Genomic DNA, 14198 nt, shown 5'->3' with positions numbered 1-14198 from the left:
TACTTCGCCGTCACCCCTCGGAAGCTACGTCAAGCCGGCGCTTATGGCGATTTCGTCTTATTTCTCGGGAGTCCGCCTCCGTCACGACGCTGTTGGGCCTTTCGGCGGATCGCGGGCGGTGGAGGCGGGGGCGACCAGATGAGCCAGGTGCTAGCGCTGCAGCGAGCCCGCGAGGGGGACCCTCTGTTGAAGCGCGCCGCAACGGGGAACGCGGCTCGGCTACGCGGCCGCTGGCCAACGCCGCGCAGATCGGTCGCTGGCAGGTCCAGGCGAGGCCGGTCGGCCAAATGTTCGGCTTCGTGTTGCCTTGTGCTGTCCGAAGACATCGCCAAGGCCGCCGCCTCCTGTCCGTCGACGGACAACCGCTACGTCAGCGAATCTGCTTGAGCAGCGCTTCGCGCTGGCGGACGAGCCGCCCTCGCGGAAACTCCCGCGCATGGGCCTCGAGCAGCCGGCGCGCCTCGAGGTCGGCAATGGCGTTGTGCGCGTCCAGCGCGCTCCGGGCCTCGCGGATCAGGCTCCACTCGCGCTCGCTGACGGTGCTGCGCACGGCGCTCCCCGGAGTCGAAGCACGAGGAGCGGTCGGGATCGACGGCGCGGGCATCTGGTGGACGGCAGCATCAGCGCGCGCGTCGACGCGATACGTCGACGGCGAGGCCTCCCGAGCGGCGGATGCGACGGGCGCGGTGGCGGCACTCGTGTCGCCTTCTTGGGCGGACGCGGCTTCCTCCTGCGCCACCGGCGTGGTCCCCGGAGCGCGTACCGTTGCAGGCAACAGCCACGGCTCCAAGCTGGGCGAGACCCCGGCGACGAGCGTTCCGGTCAGGGCGACGAGCGCACCCTGCACGATGATCCGGAGGGCCAGGCGGCGCAGCGTGGTCGGCCACGACTCGCGACGGTGCAGCCCGAACGCGAGCGGCACACACGCATCCCCATCCCGTCCGCGCGCACGTTCCTCGGCGATCCAGCGGCGCTTCTCCTCTTCCAACCGCTCGAGGGCCCGGCGGTGTTGCGTCTTCACCGCCTCCGTGGTGAGGCCCAGCTCGGCGGCGATCTGGGCGAGCGGGATCTCATCGAGGTCGTGCCTGATCAGGAGGTGCCGGTACTTCGGGTCCACCCGGTCGATGAGGCAGCGCATGCGCGCGTGCCGCTGTCGCCGGCGGAGCAGCTCCTCGGGGTTCGGGAGCTCAGCTCCAGTTTCGCTCTGGTCGAATGACGTCAGGACCTCTCCTCGACGGCGCGCCCTGCGCACATGGTCGCGCGCTTGATTGGCGGCAATCGCGACGCGGTAGGCCGCTGGATCCCCACCCAGGTCGATCCGCTGGTCCGCTTCGAGCCCGCGCAGCAGCGCGTCTTGCGCGACGTCCTCGGCGTGGCGCGCAGGAACCCCCAGGCGCCGCGCGATGCGCCGGAAGAGCTCGAAGCTGCTGGAGAGGCTCGCTGGCTTGTCCACGCCGGTAGCACGTTTGAGCCGCCCCCTCGGGGTCAGCAAAATGCAGGGACGAGATCATTTTAGTGAGATAATGTGGGTGACGATGCTACTTTCTGCCCTGGTTGGCTACAACATGATTGACACACCGGACGAACGGATCCCTTCCGTCATGCGTCCAAGAATTCTCGCCTGTGGCGCGACTTTCCGGCACCTGGTCTCGGTTGACGGTGCGCGCCCGGCGTAAGTACCGTCCCTGGATGCGTTGCCGGGGGCACCTGCTGTTCGTTCTTCTGGCGTTTGGCGCTTCAACGGCCTTGGCCAGCTCGGCCGACGCGGAGGAACGGCATCCGACGCCGGCACGAACCGACGAATCGACGGTGAAGGACCTTGTTCGCCGTGCTCGGAAAGCGCGCAAATCAGGAAAGTGGAACGAGGCCTACGACGCCTACAAGGCGGCTTTGGACGCTGCAGAGGCGGTGCCCAGCGCAAGCCAGGAGCGCGCGGAGCTCGCCGGCGAGCTCGGCCTCTGTGAGCTCGCGCTCCGCAAGTACCGTGATGCGGCGGAGCACCTGACCTGGAGCCTTGAGCAGGGTCATGCGCTCACCGACGAGGTTCGGCTACGATTCGAAGCCGGACAGGTGAAGGCAGCATTTTACCTCATTCGAGTCCTGCTGTCCGTCGATCCGCCGGATGCCGAGGTATTCATTGATGGCAAATCCATCGGTCGGACCGCGCGGACCTACAAGCTGTTCCTCGAACCCGGGCGCCACATGGTGCGGGCCCGGGCGCCCGGCCGTGAGGACGCGCTGCATGTGGTCAGCGCCGACGCGGGCTCGGAGCTCGAGATCGCGATGCAACTGCCGCGCACCGCGGTGAGCAGCGCAAAAGGAGCGCCGGAGACGCCGAAGGCCGTGAGCGCCCCGCCCGCCGCGCGCCCGCAGCCCCCCAGCCCGTGGGCGTCCTGGCCGGGGACGCTGCGCATCGCGGGAATCACGGTCGCGACGGCCGGCGTGTCGGTGGGCGCCGTCCTCATGATCCGTGCGGGCAGGCTCGACGACGACCTGAGCGCCCGGCGTGACCGGCTCCTGAGCGAGCCGTCGTCGAGCTCGTCGATGTGCTGGCAAGCGCCTCGGAACTCGCCATGTGGCGAGCTGGCGAGGCTGCAGGACGCGCGCAACCTGTCCGGCCGCGCGGGTCTGGCCACGATGATCATCGGCGGTGTGGTCGGTGCGGTGACCGCCGCGTCCTTCTTCACGGACTTCTCTGTCCTGGGATCCTCGCCGGCTGGGGATCATGTCCGTGTCTCGCCCGTGGCGAACGGGAACGAGATCGGTGCGCGAATCGAGGGGCTATGGTGAGCGCACGGGGAGCCGGAGGGATGGGCTCGCTGGCAGGCCAAGGCGCTGTGACTTCGGTCGTCGCTGCCGCAGTCTGCATGTGGGGAGCCAGCACGCTGACAGCTTGCACTTCCTATTCGGATGATTGCGGGGAAAAATTGGCGTGTCCTGCCGGTCCGGAGGCTGCGCTGGACCCGTGCGAGGGAGATCCCGGCACCGCGCCAGGGCTCGACCAGTGTGGGGTGTTCGTCAGCGAGCACGGCGACGACAGGAACCCTGGCACGAAGGGCGCGCCGGTGAGGACGTTGCAGCACGCCATCGGGCTCGCCGCAAGCGGACGAGGCAACGGAGAGGCGCCGACCCGGCGCGTGTACGCGTGCGGCGGGGCGTTCGAGGAGGCGATCACGCTGCCCTCGGGGGTCAACCTCTGGGGCGGGCGTCGCTGCGACGGCGGCGAGTGGTCCTATGAGGGGTCGTTTGGCGGACCGGATCACCCGACGATCATCGCCCCGCCGGTGGGGATTCCGCTGCGGGTCCTCGGGGGAGACGATGCGTTCATCGCGGGCGACGACGCGACGTCCACGATCTTCGGCGTGCGCGTGATGGCGGCCGACGCCTCAGCGAGCGACGGCAAGTCGTCGATCGCGATGATCCTGAGCCCCGGAGCCAGGGCGATCGTGCGGGAGAGCGCGATCCTCGCAGGCGATGGCAAGGATGGCGCGCCGGGCGAGGACGCGCCGAGCTTCCGCGCGAGTGCCGGCGTGGTGGGGAACGACGGCGCGGACGCATGCGCCGCGGATGTGGCGCAGGGCGCCCATCCGGTTGTGACGGCGTGTGGCGATGGCATCGAGTCGACGGGCGGCTACGGAGGCGACGGCGGGCTCGAGACGGGCGGCGATGGTGCCTCGGGGCTTCCGGAACCGGCGGGGAATCCGCCCGAGCGCGGCCTGGGCGGCTCCGGCGCGGTCAGCATGGCCTGCAACGATGGGGAGAACGGAGCCAACGGCGCCGATGCGGGGCGCGCTCCCGGAGCGGTTGGCGCTGGCCGTCTGGGCCTCGACGGATGGGTCGGCGTCCGCGGGAAGGACGGGGAGAGAGGCGGCGTCGGTCAGGGCGGCGGCGGGGGTGGCGGCGGGAAAGGGCGCGGCCTCATGAACGAGTGTCCGGCGGGTCGGCCCCAGGGCGGCGCGGCCGGCGGTTCGGGGGGAAGCGGCGGGTGCGGGGGCAAAGGGGGGCAGGGGGGCGACTACGGCGGCGCGAGCATCGCGATCGTGGCCTTGCAGGGGAGCGAGCTCACGGTCGAGTCCGGCGAGGTCCTCGGGGCCAAGGGCGGCGATGGCGGGGTCGGCGGAACGGGCCAGTGGGGAGGCTTTGGCGTCGACGGCGGTCTCGGGGGCCACGGTCTTTTGACCAACACGTCGCGAGGGTGCCGCGGCGGCTTTGGTGGCAACGGCGGCCGCGGGGGCGATGCCGGCGGCGGTCTCGGGGGTCACTCGCTCGGTATCGGCTCCGTGGGCGCCTCCGTGGCCATCTCGCAGGATGCGACGGTCTCGCCCGGACAAGCCGGCACCGGGGGGCTCGGCGCCAATGCAGCCCCGGAAATTCAGCTCGGCCATGCGCACGACGGGATTTCGCTGTTCTGGTACCGGTTCGATGCGCCGGCCCCGGAACCGCCTCGATGAACCGCCCTGTGCTGGCGGCACCGGTCAGGAGACGCACATGAGAAACAGCACCGCGGCTACCTTGATCCTTCTGCTGTCCCCGTGGGCGACCGGCTGCGGAACTGCGCCCGGCGTGAACGACCCTGGCGTGACGCCTTGTGAAGGCACCTCGTGCGACGACGAACCGCCCCCGGAGTCGGTCTGCGTCGAGCACGTCGCGGCCGGTATCCTCGACGACGGCTGCGGCGTGTTCCTCGCCGGAAACGTCGGTGGCGGAGACGACAGGAATCCGGGCACGAAGGCGAAGCCGGTGTACACGGTCACGCGCGCCATCGAGCTCGCGCGCCTTGGACGAGGGCGCGTGTTCCTCTGCAACGAGGGATTCGTGGTGGGTCAGATCAGGGTGCCCTCCGGCGTGGATCTCCGCGGGGGCTTCAACTGCTGGGACTGGGTGCGCGACGCCCGGCTCCCGCGGACCCAGTTTTCTCACAACAGGGTCTCCGGCCCCATGGTGATCGTCGAGCCCGCAGCCCCTGAGGACAGGGGGGCCGCGGACGGGGTGTCGACGCTCGCCGATCTCTACGTCCGCTCGGCGGGTGAGGTCGGCGTGCTCGTTCAGTCCAACACTGCGGTGGAGATCTTGCGGAGCGAGATCTCCTCCCGCGGGGGAAATGGAGGCAGTCCTGGCGAGGAGTGGCCGTACAAGCAACCGGACGGACCGGATGGCATGTTCGGTGCGGACGCGTGCTCGGCGGCCGTCGTCGCCGGCGGGCCTGCGGTCGTGAACCGGTGCGAGAACGGGGTCACGAGCACCGGGGGCAAGGGCGGGGACGGGCGGCCCGACAGCGCGGAGGATGGAGGCGAGGGTGGACCCGCCGACCTTTTGCCGCCCCCGAGCGGTGGTATCGGGGAGCAGGACAATCGCAGTTGCGAAGTCGGATCCATCGGCGGCCCGGGGGCTCCGGGGACGCAGGGCGCGCCCGGCAAGGGCATCGGGCGCCTCACCGACACAGGATGGAAGGGCGACACGGGGGGCGAGGGGACCTGGGGCACGCCGGGCCAGGGCGGCGGCGGCGGCGGCGGTAGCCGGGGCGGGCTCGCCCTGTGCGGCGTGGCCTCCAAGGGAGGCCCAGGAGGAGGCTCCGGCGGAGGCGGTGGTTGCGGAGGCCGCGGAGGCCGCGGGGGAGCGAACGCGCAGCCGTCCATCGGCGTCCTCGCGGTTCACGCCCGGCTGACCGTGCGCGACACCAAGATCACGGCGGACTTTGGCGGCACAGGCGGCGACGGCGGGGAGCCTCAGGACGGCGGCCGAGGCGGTCGAGGCGCACCGGGCGGAAAGCTAGGGGATGAGTTCACCTACTGTTTCGGCGGCCGGGGCGGCCAAGGAGGGCCCGGCGGCTACGGCGGCCCGGGGCGCGGCGGCGACTCGATCGGCGTCGCCTATATCGACGAGGACCAGCTCACGCTCGAGCGCGTCACCATCGAGACCGGACAGCCGGGCAAGGGCGGCACCAGCTGGAACCACGATGGCAGCACGACGGTTGGAGAGAGCGGCGAGGTCCACGAGACGCTTCGGTTTCCTGAATAGTCGTAAGCACGTCCCGGGAGGACGACGGCATGGATCTCCATGACGGAGAATGCCAACAGGTTTGAGACAGGCCGGACGAGAATCCTATGAGGGGATCGCGCTGGGGGCGCGTTCCGGCTCTCGGCCCCAACCGGTCGAGGTCGGGGCGACAGCGGCACGGCGGTGGGCGTGGCGCCAGATTCGGGCGCGGCGCTGGCCCGGCTTCGGCACGCTCTCGACGGCGACGCCACTCGGGCGGGGAGCAGCTCCCTCCTTCGCTGGGGCGGGGGTAGGATCGACGGCTCGGAGATGGCTGGCCAGTGACCTGGCACCGCGTCGAGCCCCAGCGGGGGACGAGCGGACCGGGGTTGCGGCGGTCGTCCCGCGGCTGCCGGACCAGGCCCGGCGCAGCGAGGTAGAGCACGGCCGCCTGCGCGGAGCATCCGGGACAACGCGCTCAGAGCGGGAGGCCGCCGGAGGCCACGCGGGTCGTCTCGAGCTGTACGGTGATCGTCCCGGCCAGCACGAGGCACGCGCCGACGACGGCGAGCTCGACATCGGTATGGACCTCGCCGCGTCGGGCGGCGCTGGCAAGCGCAGCGACGTTTACAGAAGTGATCTCAGCGGTCCTGCGCCTGGGCACGCTGGCATCGTAGCAGGGCTCCATGCCGAGCTTCGAGAGCAGCGGCGGAAGGTCCAGGTCATCGAGGCCGGCGCGCTCTTACCTTGGCGACGATCTCTTCGTGCGAGATTCCACCTCAACGTAACGCGTTCTCCCGCTCCCAGCGCTCCTGCGCCGCGATCGCGTCGTCTGCGGCGCGGACACCCGAGACGAAGAGCGCCGCGTGCTCAGGGTCGTCCAGGTCGAGGCCAAACCGGAGCATCCGGGCGCGGTCGCGCGGCGGGACGGAGCGGAGGATCTCGGCGGCGGAGCGGGCGCGGCGGTAGGAGCGCATATTACGAGCATACCAGCGTTGCGGGGTGACGTCGTAAACGAGAAGTATACCAAGCTGCCGCTCGTCAGTACCCGGCTGCCGTGCATGAGACCCGTCCTCGGCTGCCCCTGCCCATCTCTGGGGTGCAACAGCGGAATCCTCGACGGAACGGCGGGTCTTCCGCCTCGAGAGCTCCCCGCGACGGGTCCTCGATCCGACCATCCCACTGCCGGTGATGCGCCCCGGAGTGCTGCGTCTTGTCGGGCGAGCGGCGTTCATCGCCCGGCTCGACCCGGCTCGAGACGAAGCATGACGCCGCCGCCGCGCTCCCGGAGCGCGCGGCGGATGACGCCGAGCCAGGGGGCGGCGCACCGGCGGTGCTCCGTGAGGCCGGCCTCGTGCCGGGCCCCTACGCTGGCGGGCCACCGCAGGCGTGAGCGGAGCCGCGAATCGCGGTAGAGGAGGAACGCCATGCCCTGCAGGCCCACGGGATCACTCTTCCGCAACGCCGCTGACCGGCTCCACGTCCGCGTCCTCGTCGGCGACAACGACCGCGAGAGCTTCCCGCTCGATCCCAAGCTGACCGAGAAGCAGGCCGAGCAGCGCAAGGAGCTCGTCGCCGAGCTCGCCACGCGGCGGCGCGCCTCGCGCAACGTCACGCGCGACGCGATCGTCGCCTTGCTGGAGCGTGCGGCGGTATGCGAGGGCAGGGCGCTCCGCGACGTCATCGAGGCCGTCGACGTCGTCTGCAGAGGCGGCGCACAAGCGAAGGTAGCTCCCGGTGGCGGCTCGGTACCGAAGCAGGTCACCGTCCAGCAGTTCGGCGAGCTCTGGACCTCGGGTGAGCTCGCGCGAATGTCCCCCGACCACGTCAAGCCGAAGCGCAGCGTGGAGCAAGACGTCCACCGTCTCGACCGCCACGTCGACCCGATCGCCGGCCGCATCCCCGTTGCGTCCTTCACGCTCGACGACGCCGAGCGCGTCATGCGTGCGCTGCCGTCGATGTCGCCTGCGTCGCGCCGTCACATCGCGCAGCTCCTGCACCGCATGATGGCGAAGGCCGTCTTCCCCTGCCGTCTGCTCGCGACGAACCCGCTCCCCCGCGGCTTCCTCCCGAAGCTCGGCCCCGCGAAGGCGAAGGCGTGCCTCTACCCTGACGAGGACGCGCGCCTGCTAGCCTGCACGGCGATCCCGCTGTGCCGGCGCGTGCTCTGGGGCTTCCTGAACCGCGAAGGCGCGCGCATCAGTGAGGCGGCGCGCCTCCAAATCCAAGACATCGACCTGGATCGCGGCGCGCTGCGCCTCGAGAAGAACAAGACGAACGATCCCCGCGCGTGGGCGCTCTCCCCCGGCGTGCCCCAGGCCTACGCGCCTGGCTCACCCTCCGCGGCAACCCGCCCCCCTCCGCCCCGCTCTTCGTCAACGAGGACGGCGACCGCTTCAGCGTCGAGCACGCCGCCGAGCGCTTCCGCGCCCACCTCCAGCATGCCGGCATCGACCGCCCGGAGCTCTTCGAGGGCTCCGGCGACCGCCAGCAGGTCCGCGCCCACGACGCGCGCTCGACCTTCATCACCGTCGCCCTCGCGAACGGCCGCAGCGAGACCTGGGTTGCCGACCGGACCTGGCACCGGAGCTCTGTCAGGCGCCAGAGGTATCGCCGGGCGGCCAGGACGTTTGCAGAACTGGGCCTTGGCGAGCTAGCTTCCCTCGCCGAGGGGATCCCCGAGCTCGGGGGCAGGGGAAAAGCCACGGGAAACGGCACAGAACAGGGTGGGGACGGCACGGCGATACCAAAAATCAAAGCAAATTCAATCACTTGGCCCCGTGGCGAAATGGCAGACGCGGTGGATTTAAAATCCGCGGCCCGTACGGGCGTGCCGGTTCGAGTCCGGCCGGGGCTACCTTCATGTGCGGCGCGCCGAGCTCCCCGGGCCGGTTGGGCTCCACGCTGGGAGCTGCTGCGAGCTGCCAGGTGAGCTGAGCCTCGACCTGGAGGTGCCGAGCCGCTGGCACCGCTCTGCCTGGCCGCCTCCTGGGCGTCTCGCAGCCGTCTGCGTCGCGCTCTCTTCTCTCTCCTCTCTTCTCTCCTGCTGCGGCGCTCGTCCGGGGCTGCGCTGGATACACGCTCTGCCGGCGCCCACGGCGTCTCACAGCGTCCGAGGTTGTGTCGCGCTTCCCTGCCGCCCCGTCAGCGCGATGCCATCAACCTCCCACGGCGGCGGCTGCCTGAGCTGCATGCTCGCCTCGAACGGGGCCGTGTCGCTCTCTGTCCCTCGTGCCTCGTGACGCCGACCTGCCCGAGACGTCGCGCGGCCTTCGCGGCCTTCGCGGCCGTCGCGGCCGATGGCGTCCTGTCTCGGCCTGAAGGGAGGCCATCCGGCAGCTCGCTCCCGTGTTCGCTGGGCTCGACAAACCAAGTGGACTCGATTAATGGGAGCGCCACGGTACATGGATCTGGACATCGACTGTTTGCGTGAGGCCAGGGTAGAGAACGTAGAACGGCTTGCGCACGCTCTGGGCGTCAAGCTTCCCGAGCACAAGCGCCACGACAGGCGCGCTTACTCCCGGGAGCTCATCCGCGTCGTGATGCAGGGCATCCGGCGCGACGCCGAGCGGTCGCGCGGCCGCAGGTTCTTCGGCCGTAGCTGAAAATCTACGCCACTGTAACAAGCACGTTGAACGGCGCGGGCCGGAGTTGCCCCGCTCGTCAGGCCCAACCGAGAGCCTCTCGGAGACGGTTCACTCCGTCTCGACCGGCTCCACCGTGCTCCTGGCGCCCCGGCAGGTTCCCGGGCTGCCTCTGCGCGGTGTGGGGGATGGGCCGATATCTCCTGGCACCCTGGTAGGCTCCTCGGGCTGTTCTTCTCCCCGCGCAGGAGCTTGCGTCGATGTCGACTGGCGCTCGGTACCCCCCGGGCTTTCTTCGCGCGCTGCTGGGATGGGCCGATCTCTTCTGGCGTCCCGGTAGCGCCCAGGCGTGTTGTTCACGCGTCGCTGCGATGGCCCCCTGTCCGCAGCCGCAGGCGTCCCGGTGCCCCCAGGCTGTCCTTCAGCGCCGCGGTGGGCCGATCACCTCGGAATCCCCCCACCCGCCCGCGCCCGCGCCCCCGCCCCCCGCCTACCGCCCCTGCGGCTTGCTCCGCACCGCCAGCCGCCCTCCCGTCACCCGGCTCCGCGCTGCCAGCAGCAGCGGCGCCGCCGGCGTGAGCGGATCCACCAGGTCGTTCACCTGGAGCATCGCCTTGTCCGCCACCTTCCACGCCGCCGCGTGACCCGACGCTCCCTGCTGGGGCGACCCCGCCAGGTCCAGCGCCCGGCTCAGCTCCCGGCCCACCCGCGCGATCCGGGCGAGCTCCTCCCGCGACGCCCCCCCGTCCTTCGCCGCCGCATAGATCGCCCGGACCACCCCGAGCAGATCTCGCACGGCATCGAATGGAAACGGCGGGGTGCTGACCGGAATGAGCACTGCGCCAATGTACAGCAACTCGCCGTTCGATGGAGCATTTGCATTCCCGTGACTCGCGTAAGATTTCCACAGGATCGTCTTGGTTGTAATGTAGGAAACAGAAAAAATCAGTTGAGCGCCCCCACCGCCTCCTCGACAGCCGCGATCAGCGCCCCGCCCCGGATGAGCTCGGCCGCCGCCGCGATGTCGCGGTAGAGGGGCCGGTCCTCGGCGAGCTCCGGCACCACCCGGCGGATCGCCGCGTGGGCCGCCGCGACGCCGGCGCTGGGCCGGAGCGGGCGCCGCTGGTCGACCCCCTGCGCCGCCGTGATCAGCTCGATCGCCAGCGAGCTGCGGACGTTCTCGATCACCTGCGCGAGCTTCCGGGCGCTGATGCTGCCCATGCTCACGTGGTCCTCGCGGCCGGCGCTCGACGGGATCGAGTCGACGCTCGCCGGGTGGCAGAGCACCTTGTTCTCGCTGACGAGCGAGGCGCTCGCGACCTGGGCGATCATGAACCCCGAGTGCAGCCCGCTGCGCGGCGCCAGGAACGGGGTCAGGCCCGTCGAGAGCGCCGGGTTCACGAGCTGCTCGACCCGCCGCTCGCTGATGTTCGCGAGCTCGGCCGCCGCCATCGCGGCGAGGTCCAGGGCGAGCGCCACCGGCTGCCCGTGGAAATTGCCGCCCGAGATCAGCTCCGCGCCGCCCTGTCCGCCCTCTCCGCCCGTTCCGAGGAACACCGTCGGGTTGTCGGTGACGCTGTTGACCTCGCGCGTCAGCACCTCGGCCGCCCACGCGATCGCGTCGCGCGTCGCCCCATGCACCTGGGGCATGCAGCGGAGCGAGTAGGCGTCCTGCACCCTCGGGCAGTCCGCGTGGCTCTGCATGATCTCGCTGCCCCCGAGCAGCGCGCGCAGGTTGCCGGCGGTGCCGGCCTGGCCCGGGTGCGGGCGGACGCGCATGAGCCGCTCGTCGAACGGGCGCTTCGAGCCCATGAGCGCCTCCAAGCTCACCGCGCCGGCGATGTCCGCGACAGTGCAGAGCGCGGCCGCGTCCCGCAGCGCCAGCGCGCCGAGCGCCGTCATGTACTGGGTCCCGTTGATCAGCGCGAGCCCCTCCTTCGCGGCGAGCTCGATCGGCGAAAGGCCGGCCTTCCCGAGCGCCACCGCGCTCGGCATGAGCTGCCCCTCGAAGCGCGCCTCCCCCTCGCCGATGAGCGTGAGCGCGAGGTGCGCGAGCGGCGCGAGATCGCCCGACGCGCCGACAGAGCCCTGCGCCGGGATGCGCGGGCACACGCCCCGGTTGAGCAGCTCGACGAGCAGATCGAGCACCTCCGTGCGCACCCCCGAGTGCCCCAGCGCGATCACCTGCGCGCGCAGGACGATCATCGCGCGCACCTCGACGTCGCCCAGATCGGGCCCCACCCCGCACGCGTGGCTCCGCACGAGGTTGCGCTGGAGCGCCCGGATGTCGTGATCGGCGATGCGCGTCTCCGCGAGCGCGCCGAACCCGGTGTTGATCCCGTACACCGCCGGCGCCGCGTCGCCCGCCGCCGCGATCGCGTCGATCGCCCGGCGCGAGGCCGCGGCGCGCTCGCGCGCCTCGGCGCAGATCGCCACCGGCCGGCCGCGCCGCGCGACGTCCTCGAGATCGGCGAGCGAGAGCGGGCGGCCCAGGAGCAACGGAGAGGGAGCAACAGCGGATGCGTGCGGCGTGGAGAGGGTCACGAGGGCGCACGCTAGAGCGGCGGATGCCCCGAGAAAAGGCGCGCGCGCGGCCATGAACGGCGCCGTCCGGCCGCCCGCCCGGACCGGACCATGCCTCCCGGGCAGCGCGCCCCTGGAGCGCGCGGAACCGTGCTCTGGCCGGAGCGACGGCACCGGACACAACCGCCCGAGGCGCCGGCGCTTTCTCCCTTTCCTTCCGGCGCCCTGGCCCGGTCCCGCTCGCCCCCGGAGCCCGGATCGCGGCCGCGCGCTCCCGGGGCGCCCGCCGGCGACGGAAGAATCCGGTGCCCCGCCGCGATCGATCCGCCTATCCTCCGCCCGGCGCGTTTCCCGGCCGGGCGCCGGTGCGCGACCGCTTGCTTCCGATGCGCTTCGCCTTCGCCTTCTCCGCCACGCTTGCGTTTGCTGTCGGGCTCGTCTCGCCGGCCGCCGCCCAGCCCGCCGGGATCGCGACAGCGAACGCGACCGCCGATCGCGGCGCACCGCCGGCCGCCGGCGACTTCGACGAGCGGCTCGTCCTCGACACGGGCCGCGCGCCGCTGCCCCCGCCCGACCCGGACCGGACGACGCTCTCGCTGCAGGGCGAGTACCAGCTCCGCTACCGGGCCATGACCGACCTCCGCCTGCGGGCGCCGCCCCTGTCCGATCCGGGCGCGACGACGCTCGGGCAGCACCAGTACATCGCGCACTGGCTGCGCCTCTCGCCCCGGCTCCACTTTGCCGACAAGGCCTCGATCGTGGCGCAGATCGACGTCGTCCGCGGGCTCATCGCCGGGGACACAACGCGGCACGTCGAGCAGGTGCGCGACGCGCGCGCCGAGCTCTCCTGGTACGAGGTGCACCCGCGCTACCTCTACCTGGAGGTGCCGACGTCGGCCGGCGTCTTCCGGGTCGGCCAGCAGGGCGCGCACTGGGGGATGGGGCTCCTCGCCAACGACGGCGAGCGCGCGACCCTCTTCGGCGACCCCGAGCGCGGCTCGCTGATGGAGCGCGTCCTCTTCGCGGCGACGCCGATGGGCCGGACCGGGCCGCTCGTCGTGACCGTCGCTGCCGACCTCGTGTTCGAGGACAGCGCGGCCGACCTGCTCGGAAACGACGTCGACGGGCAGGACGAAGGGGAGGGGGATCGCGCCCTCCAGGCGGTCGTGTCGGCGCTCTGGCGCGCGCGGCGCGGCGAGATCGGGGTCCACGGCGCCCTGCGGCGGCAGACGCGCGAGCGCCGCGCGAAGACGAGCCTCGCCCAGTTCACCGAGATGCTCGCGGCGATGGTGCTCGACGTGACCGGCAAGTTCGACGCGCCGGTGCCGGGGGGCGGCGCCCACGTCTACGGCGAGCTCGAGGCCGCGGCGATCTTCGGCGCGACGTCGTTCGCGCCGAGCGGGCCCACGCCGCCCTCCGGCCCGGGGGACCAGCGCGCGCCCGTGGCGGTGCGCTCGATCGGCGGCGCGGCCATGCTCGGGGCGGTGCACGTCGCCGGGCGCGGCCCGCGGCCGGCCGATCGGTTCGGGCGCCTCGTCACCGAGATCGAGGCCGGCTACGCCTCGGGCGACGACGACCCGCGCGACGGCGTGGCGCGGCGGTTCACGTTCGACCCGAGCCACAACGTCGGGCTCATCCTGTTCGACCATGTGCTCGCCTGGAAGACGGCGCGCGCGGCAACGATCGCCGAGCGGGAGCTGTTCGCCGCGTCCCCCGAGCCGGGCATCCGGTGGCTGCCCTCGAAGGGCGGCGTGTTCGGCGCCGCCTACGTCAACCCGCGGATGATCGTGCGGCCGGCGCGCTGGCTCGACCTGAAGGCCGGGGCGGTCATCGCCGAGACGACCGCCGACCTCGTCGACCCGTACGGCCCTGCCAGGGCGGGCGGCGGCCTCTCCAGCTACGACGGCGGCGACCGGCGCCGCCACGATCTCGGCGTCGAGCTCGACATCGGCGTCGACGCGCGCATCGCGATGGGCAGGCTCGTCACCATCCAGCTCGGCACCGAGGCCGGCGCCTTCTTCCCCGGCGGCGCGTTCGACGACGCCGCGGGCGCCGAGCTCCCCGATCAGTACCTGCTCACCCTCAAGCTCGGCGTGATCCACTGAGCCGACCAGG

General features: G+C 71.8%; 12 protein-coding genes and 1 tRNA gene. 6 read left to right on the top strand and 7 right to left on the bottom strand.

Annotation, left to right across the window (positions count from 1 at the left end; all coding sequences use genetic code 11):
• Positions 1-370 precede the first annotated feature (370 nt).
• The gene (locus tag WMF42_RS31565) at positions 371-1453 is read right to left on the bottom strand and encodes a sigma-70 family RNA polymerase sigma factor (protein WP_437686486.1); all 1083 of its coding nucleotides are present in this window, start codon (positions 1451-1453) and stop codon (positions 371-373) included.
• A 170-nt stretch (positions 1454-1623) separates the two neighbouring features.
• Between WMF42_RS31565 and WMF42_RS31560 the strand changes: the two genes are divergently transcribed.
• From WMF42_RS31560 to WMF42_RS31550, 3 genes are all read left to right on the top strand, one after another.
• A complete protein-coding gene (locus WMF42_RS31560; protein WP_437686484.1) occupies positions 1624-2790 on the top strand; it encodes a PEGA domain-containing protein in 1167 nt (388 codons plus the stop codon).
• 221 nt (positions 2791-3011) lie between these two features.
• Positions 3012-4451, top strand: a complete 1440-nt coding sequence (locus WMF42_RS31555) for a hypothetical protein (protein WP_437686482.1) — start codon at positions 3012-3014, stop codon at positions 4449-4451.
• Between the two features lie 37 nt (positions 4452-4488).
• A complete protein-coding gene (locus WMF42_RS31550; protein ID WP_437686480.1) occupies positions 4489-6018 on the top strand; it encodes a hypothetical protein in 1530 nt (509 codons plus the stop codon).
• A gap of 436 nt (positions 6019-6454) precedes the next feature.
• On the opposite strand, the gene WMF42_RS31545 is transcribed toward WMF42_RS31550, so the two are convergent.
• From WMF42_RS31545 to WMF42_RS31530, 4 genes are all read right to left on the bottom strand, one after another.
• Positions 6455-6664, bottom strand: coding sequence for a hypothetical protein (locus WMF42_RS31545; protein ID WP_437686478.1), 210 nt, complete (start codon positions 6662-6664; stop codon positions 6455-6457).
• 91 nt (positions 6665-6755) lie between these two features.
• Entirely contained in the window at positions 6756-6953 is a 198-nt protein-coding gene (locus tag WMF42_RS31540; protein WP_437686476.1) for a hypothetical protein, read from the bottom strand.
• Between the two features lie 471 nt (positions 6954-7424).
• Positions 7425-7976: a hypothetical protein gene (locus tag WMF42_RS31535; RefSeq protein WP_437686474.1), complete on the bottom strand. Its 552-nt coding sequence runs from the start codon at positions 7974-7976 to the stop codon at positions 7425-7427.
• A 320-nt stretch (positions 7977-8296) separates the two neighbouring features.
• Entirely contained in the window at positions 8297-8482 is a 186-nt protein-coding gene (locus WMF42_RS31530) for a hypothetical protein (protein WP_437686472.1), read from the bottom strand.
• 268 nt (positions 8483-8750) lie between these two features.
• On the opposite strand from WMF42_RS31530, the gene WMF42_RS31525 reads away from it, so the two are divergent.
• Positions 8751-8833, top strand: a tRNA-Leu gene (locus WMF42_RS31525).
• Between the two features lie 547 nt (positions 8834-9380).
• Complete coding sequence (locus WMF42_RS31520) at positions 9381-9581, top strand: hypothetical protein (RefSeq protein WP_061607041.1); 201 nt, start codon at positions 9381-9383, stop codon at positions 9579-9581.
• A 469-nt stretch (positions 9582-10050) separates the two neighbouring features.
• Here WMF42_RS31520 and WMF42_RS31515 read toward each other — a convergent pair whose 3' ends face one another.
• Together WMF42_RS31515 and hutH are read right to left on the bottom strand one after the other, a co-directional pair.
• A complete protein-coding gene (locus tag WMF42_RS31515) occupies positions 10051-10398 on the bottom strand; it encodes a hypothetical protein (protein ID WP_437686470.1) in 348 nt (115 codons plus the stop codon).
• A 107-nt stretch (positions 10399-10505) separates the two neighbouring features.
• Positions 10506-12059, bottom strand: a complete 1554-nt coding sequence (hutH, locus tag WMF42_RS31510; protein ID WP_437686468.1) for a histidine ammonia-lyase — start codon at positions 12057-12059, stop codon at positions 10506-10508.
• A gap of 410 nt (positions 12060-12469) precedes the next feature.
• Between hutH and WMF42_RS31505 the strand changes: the two genes are divergently transcribed.
• On the top strand, positions 12470-14188 hold the full coding sequence (locus WMF42_RS31505) for a hypothetical protein (protein WP_437686467.1): 1719 nt from the start codon (positions 12470-12472) through the stop codon (positions 14186-14188).
• Positions 14189-14198 lie beyond the last annotated feature (10 nt).

Origin of the sequence: Sorangium sp. So ce176, assembly GCF_051519835.1 — a bacterium.
Taxonomy (GTDB): Bacteria; Myxococcota_A; Polyangia; order Polyangiales; family Polyangiaceae; genus Sorangium; species Sorangium cellulosum_G.
Note: the sequence above shows the minus strand (reverse complement) of the source record. Positions and strands in the feature narration are given on the sequence as shown.

Coding starts and splice junctions, on each gene's coding strand:
- WMF42_RS31550 (WP_437686480.1), top strand. CDS start 4,489: ATGAGAAACAGCACCGCGGCTACCTTGATCCTTCTGCTGTCCCCGTGG.
- WMF42_RS31505 (WP_437686467.1), top strand. CDS start 12,470: ATGCGCTTCGCCTTCGCCTTCTCCGCCACGCTTGCGTTTGCTGTCGGG.
- WMF42_RS31545 (WP_437686478.1), bottom strand. CDS start 6,664: ATGGAGCCCTGCTACGATGCCAGCGTGCCCAGGCGCAGGACCGCTGAG.
- WMF42_RS31540 (WP_437686476.1), bottom strand. CDS start 6,953: ATGCGCTCCTACCGCCGCGCCCGCTCCGCCGCCGAGATCCTCCGCTCC.
- WMF42_RS31520 (WP_061607041.1), top strand. CDS start 9,381: ATGGATCTGGACATCGACTGTTTGCGTGAGGCCAGGGTAGAGAACGTA.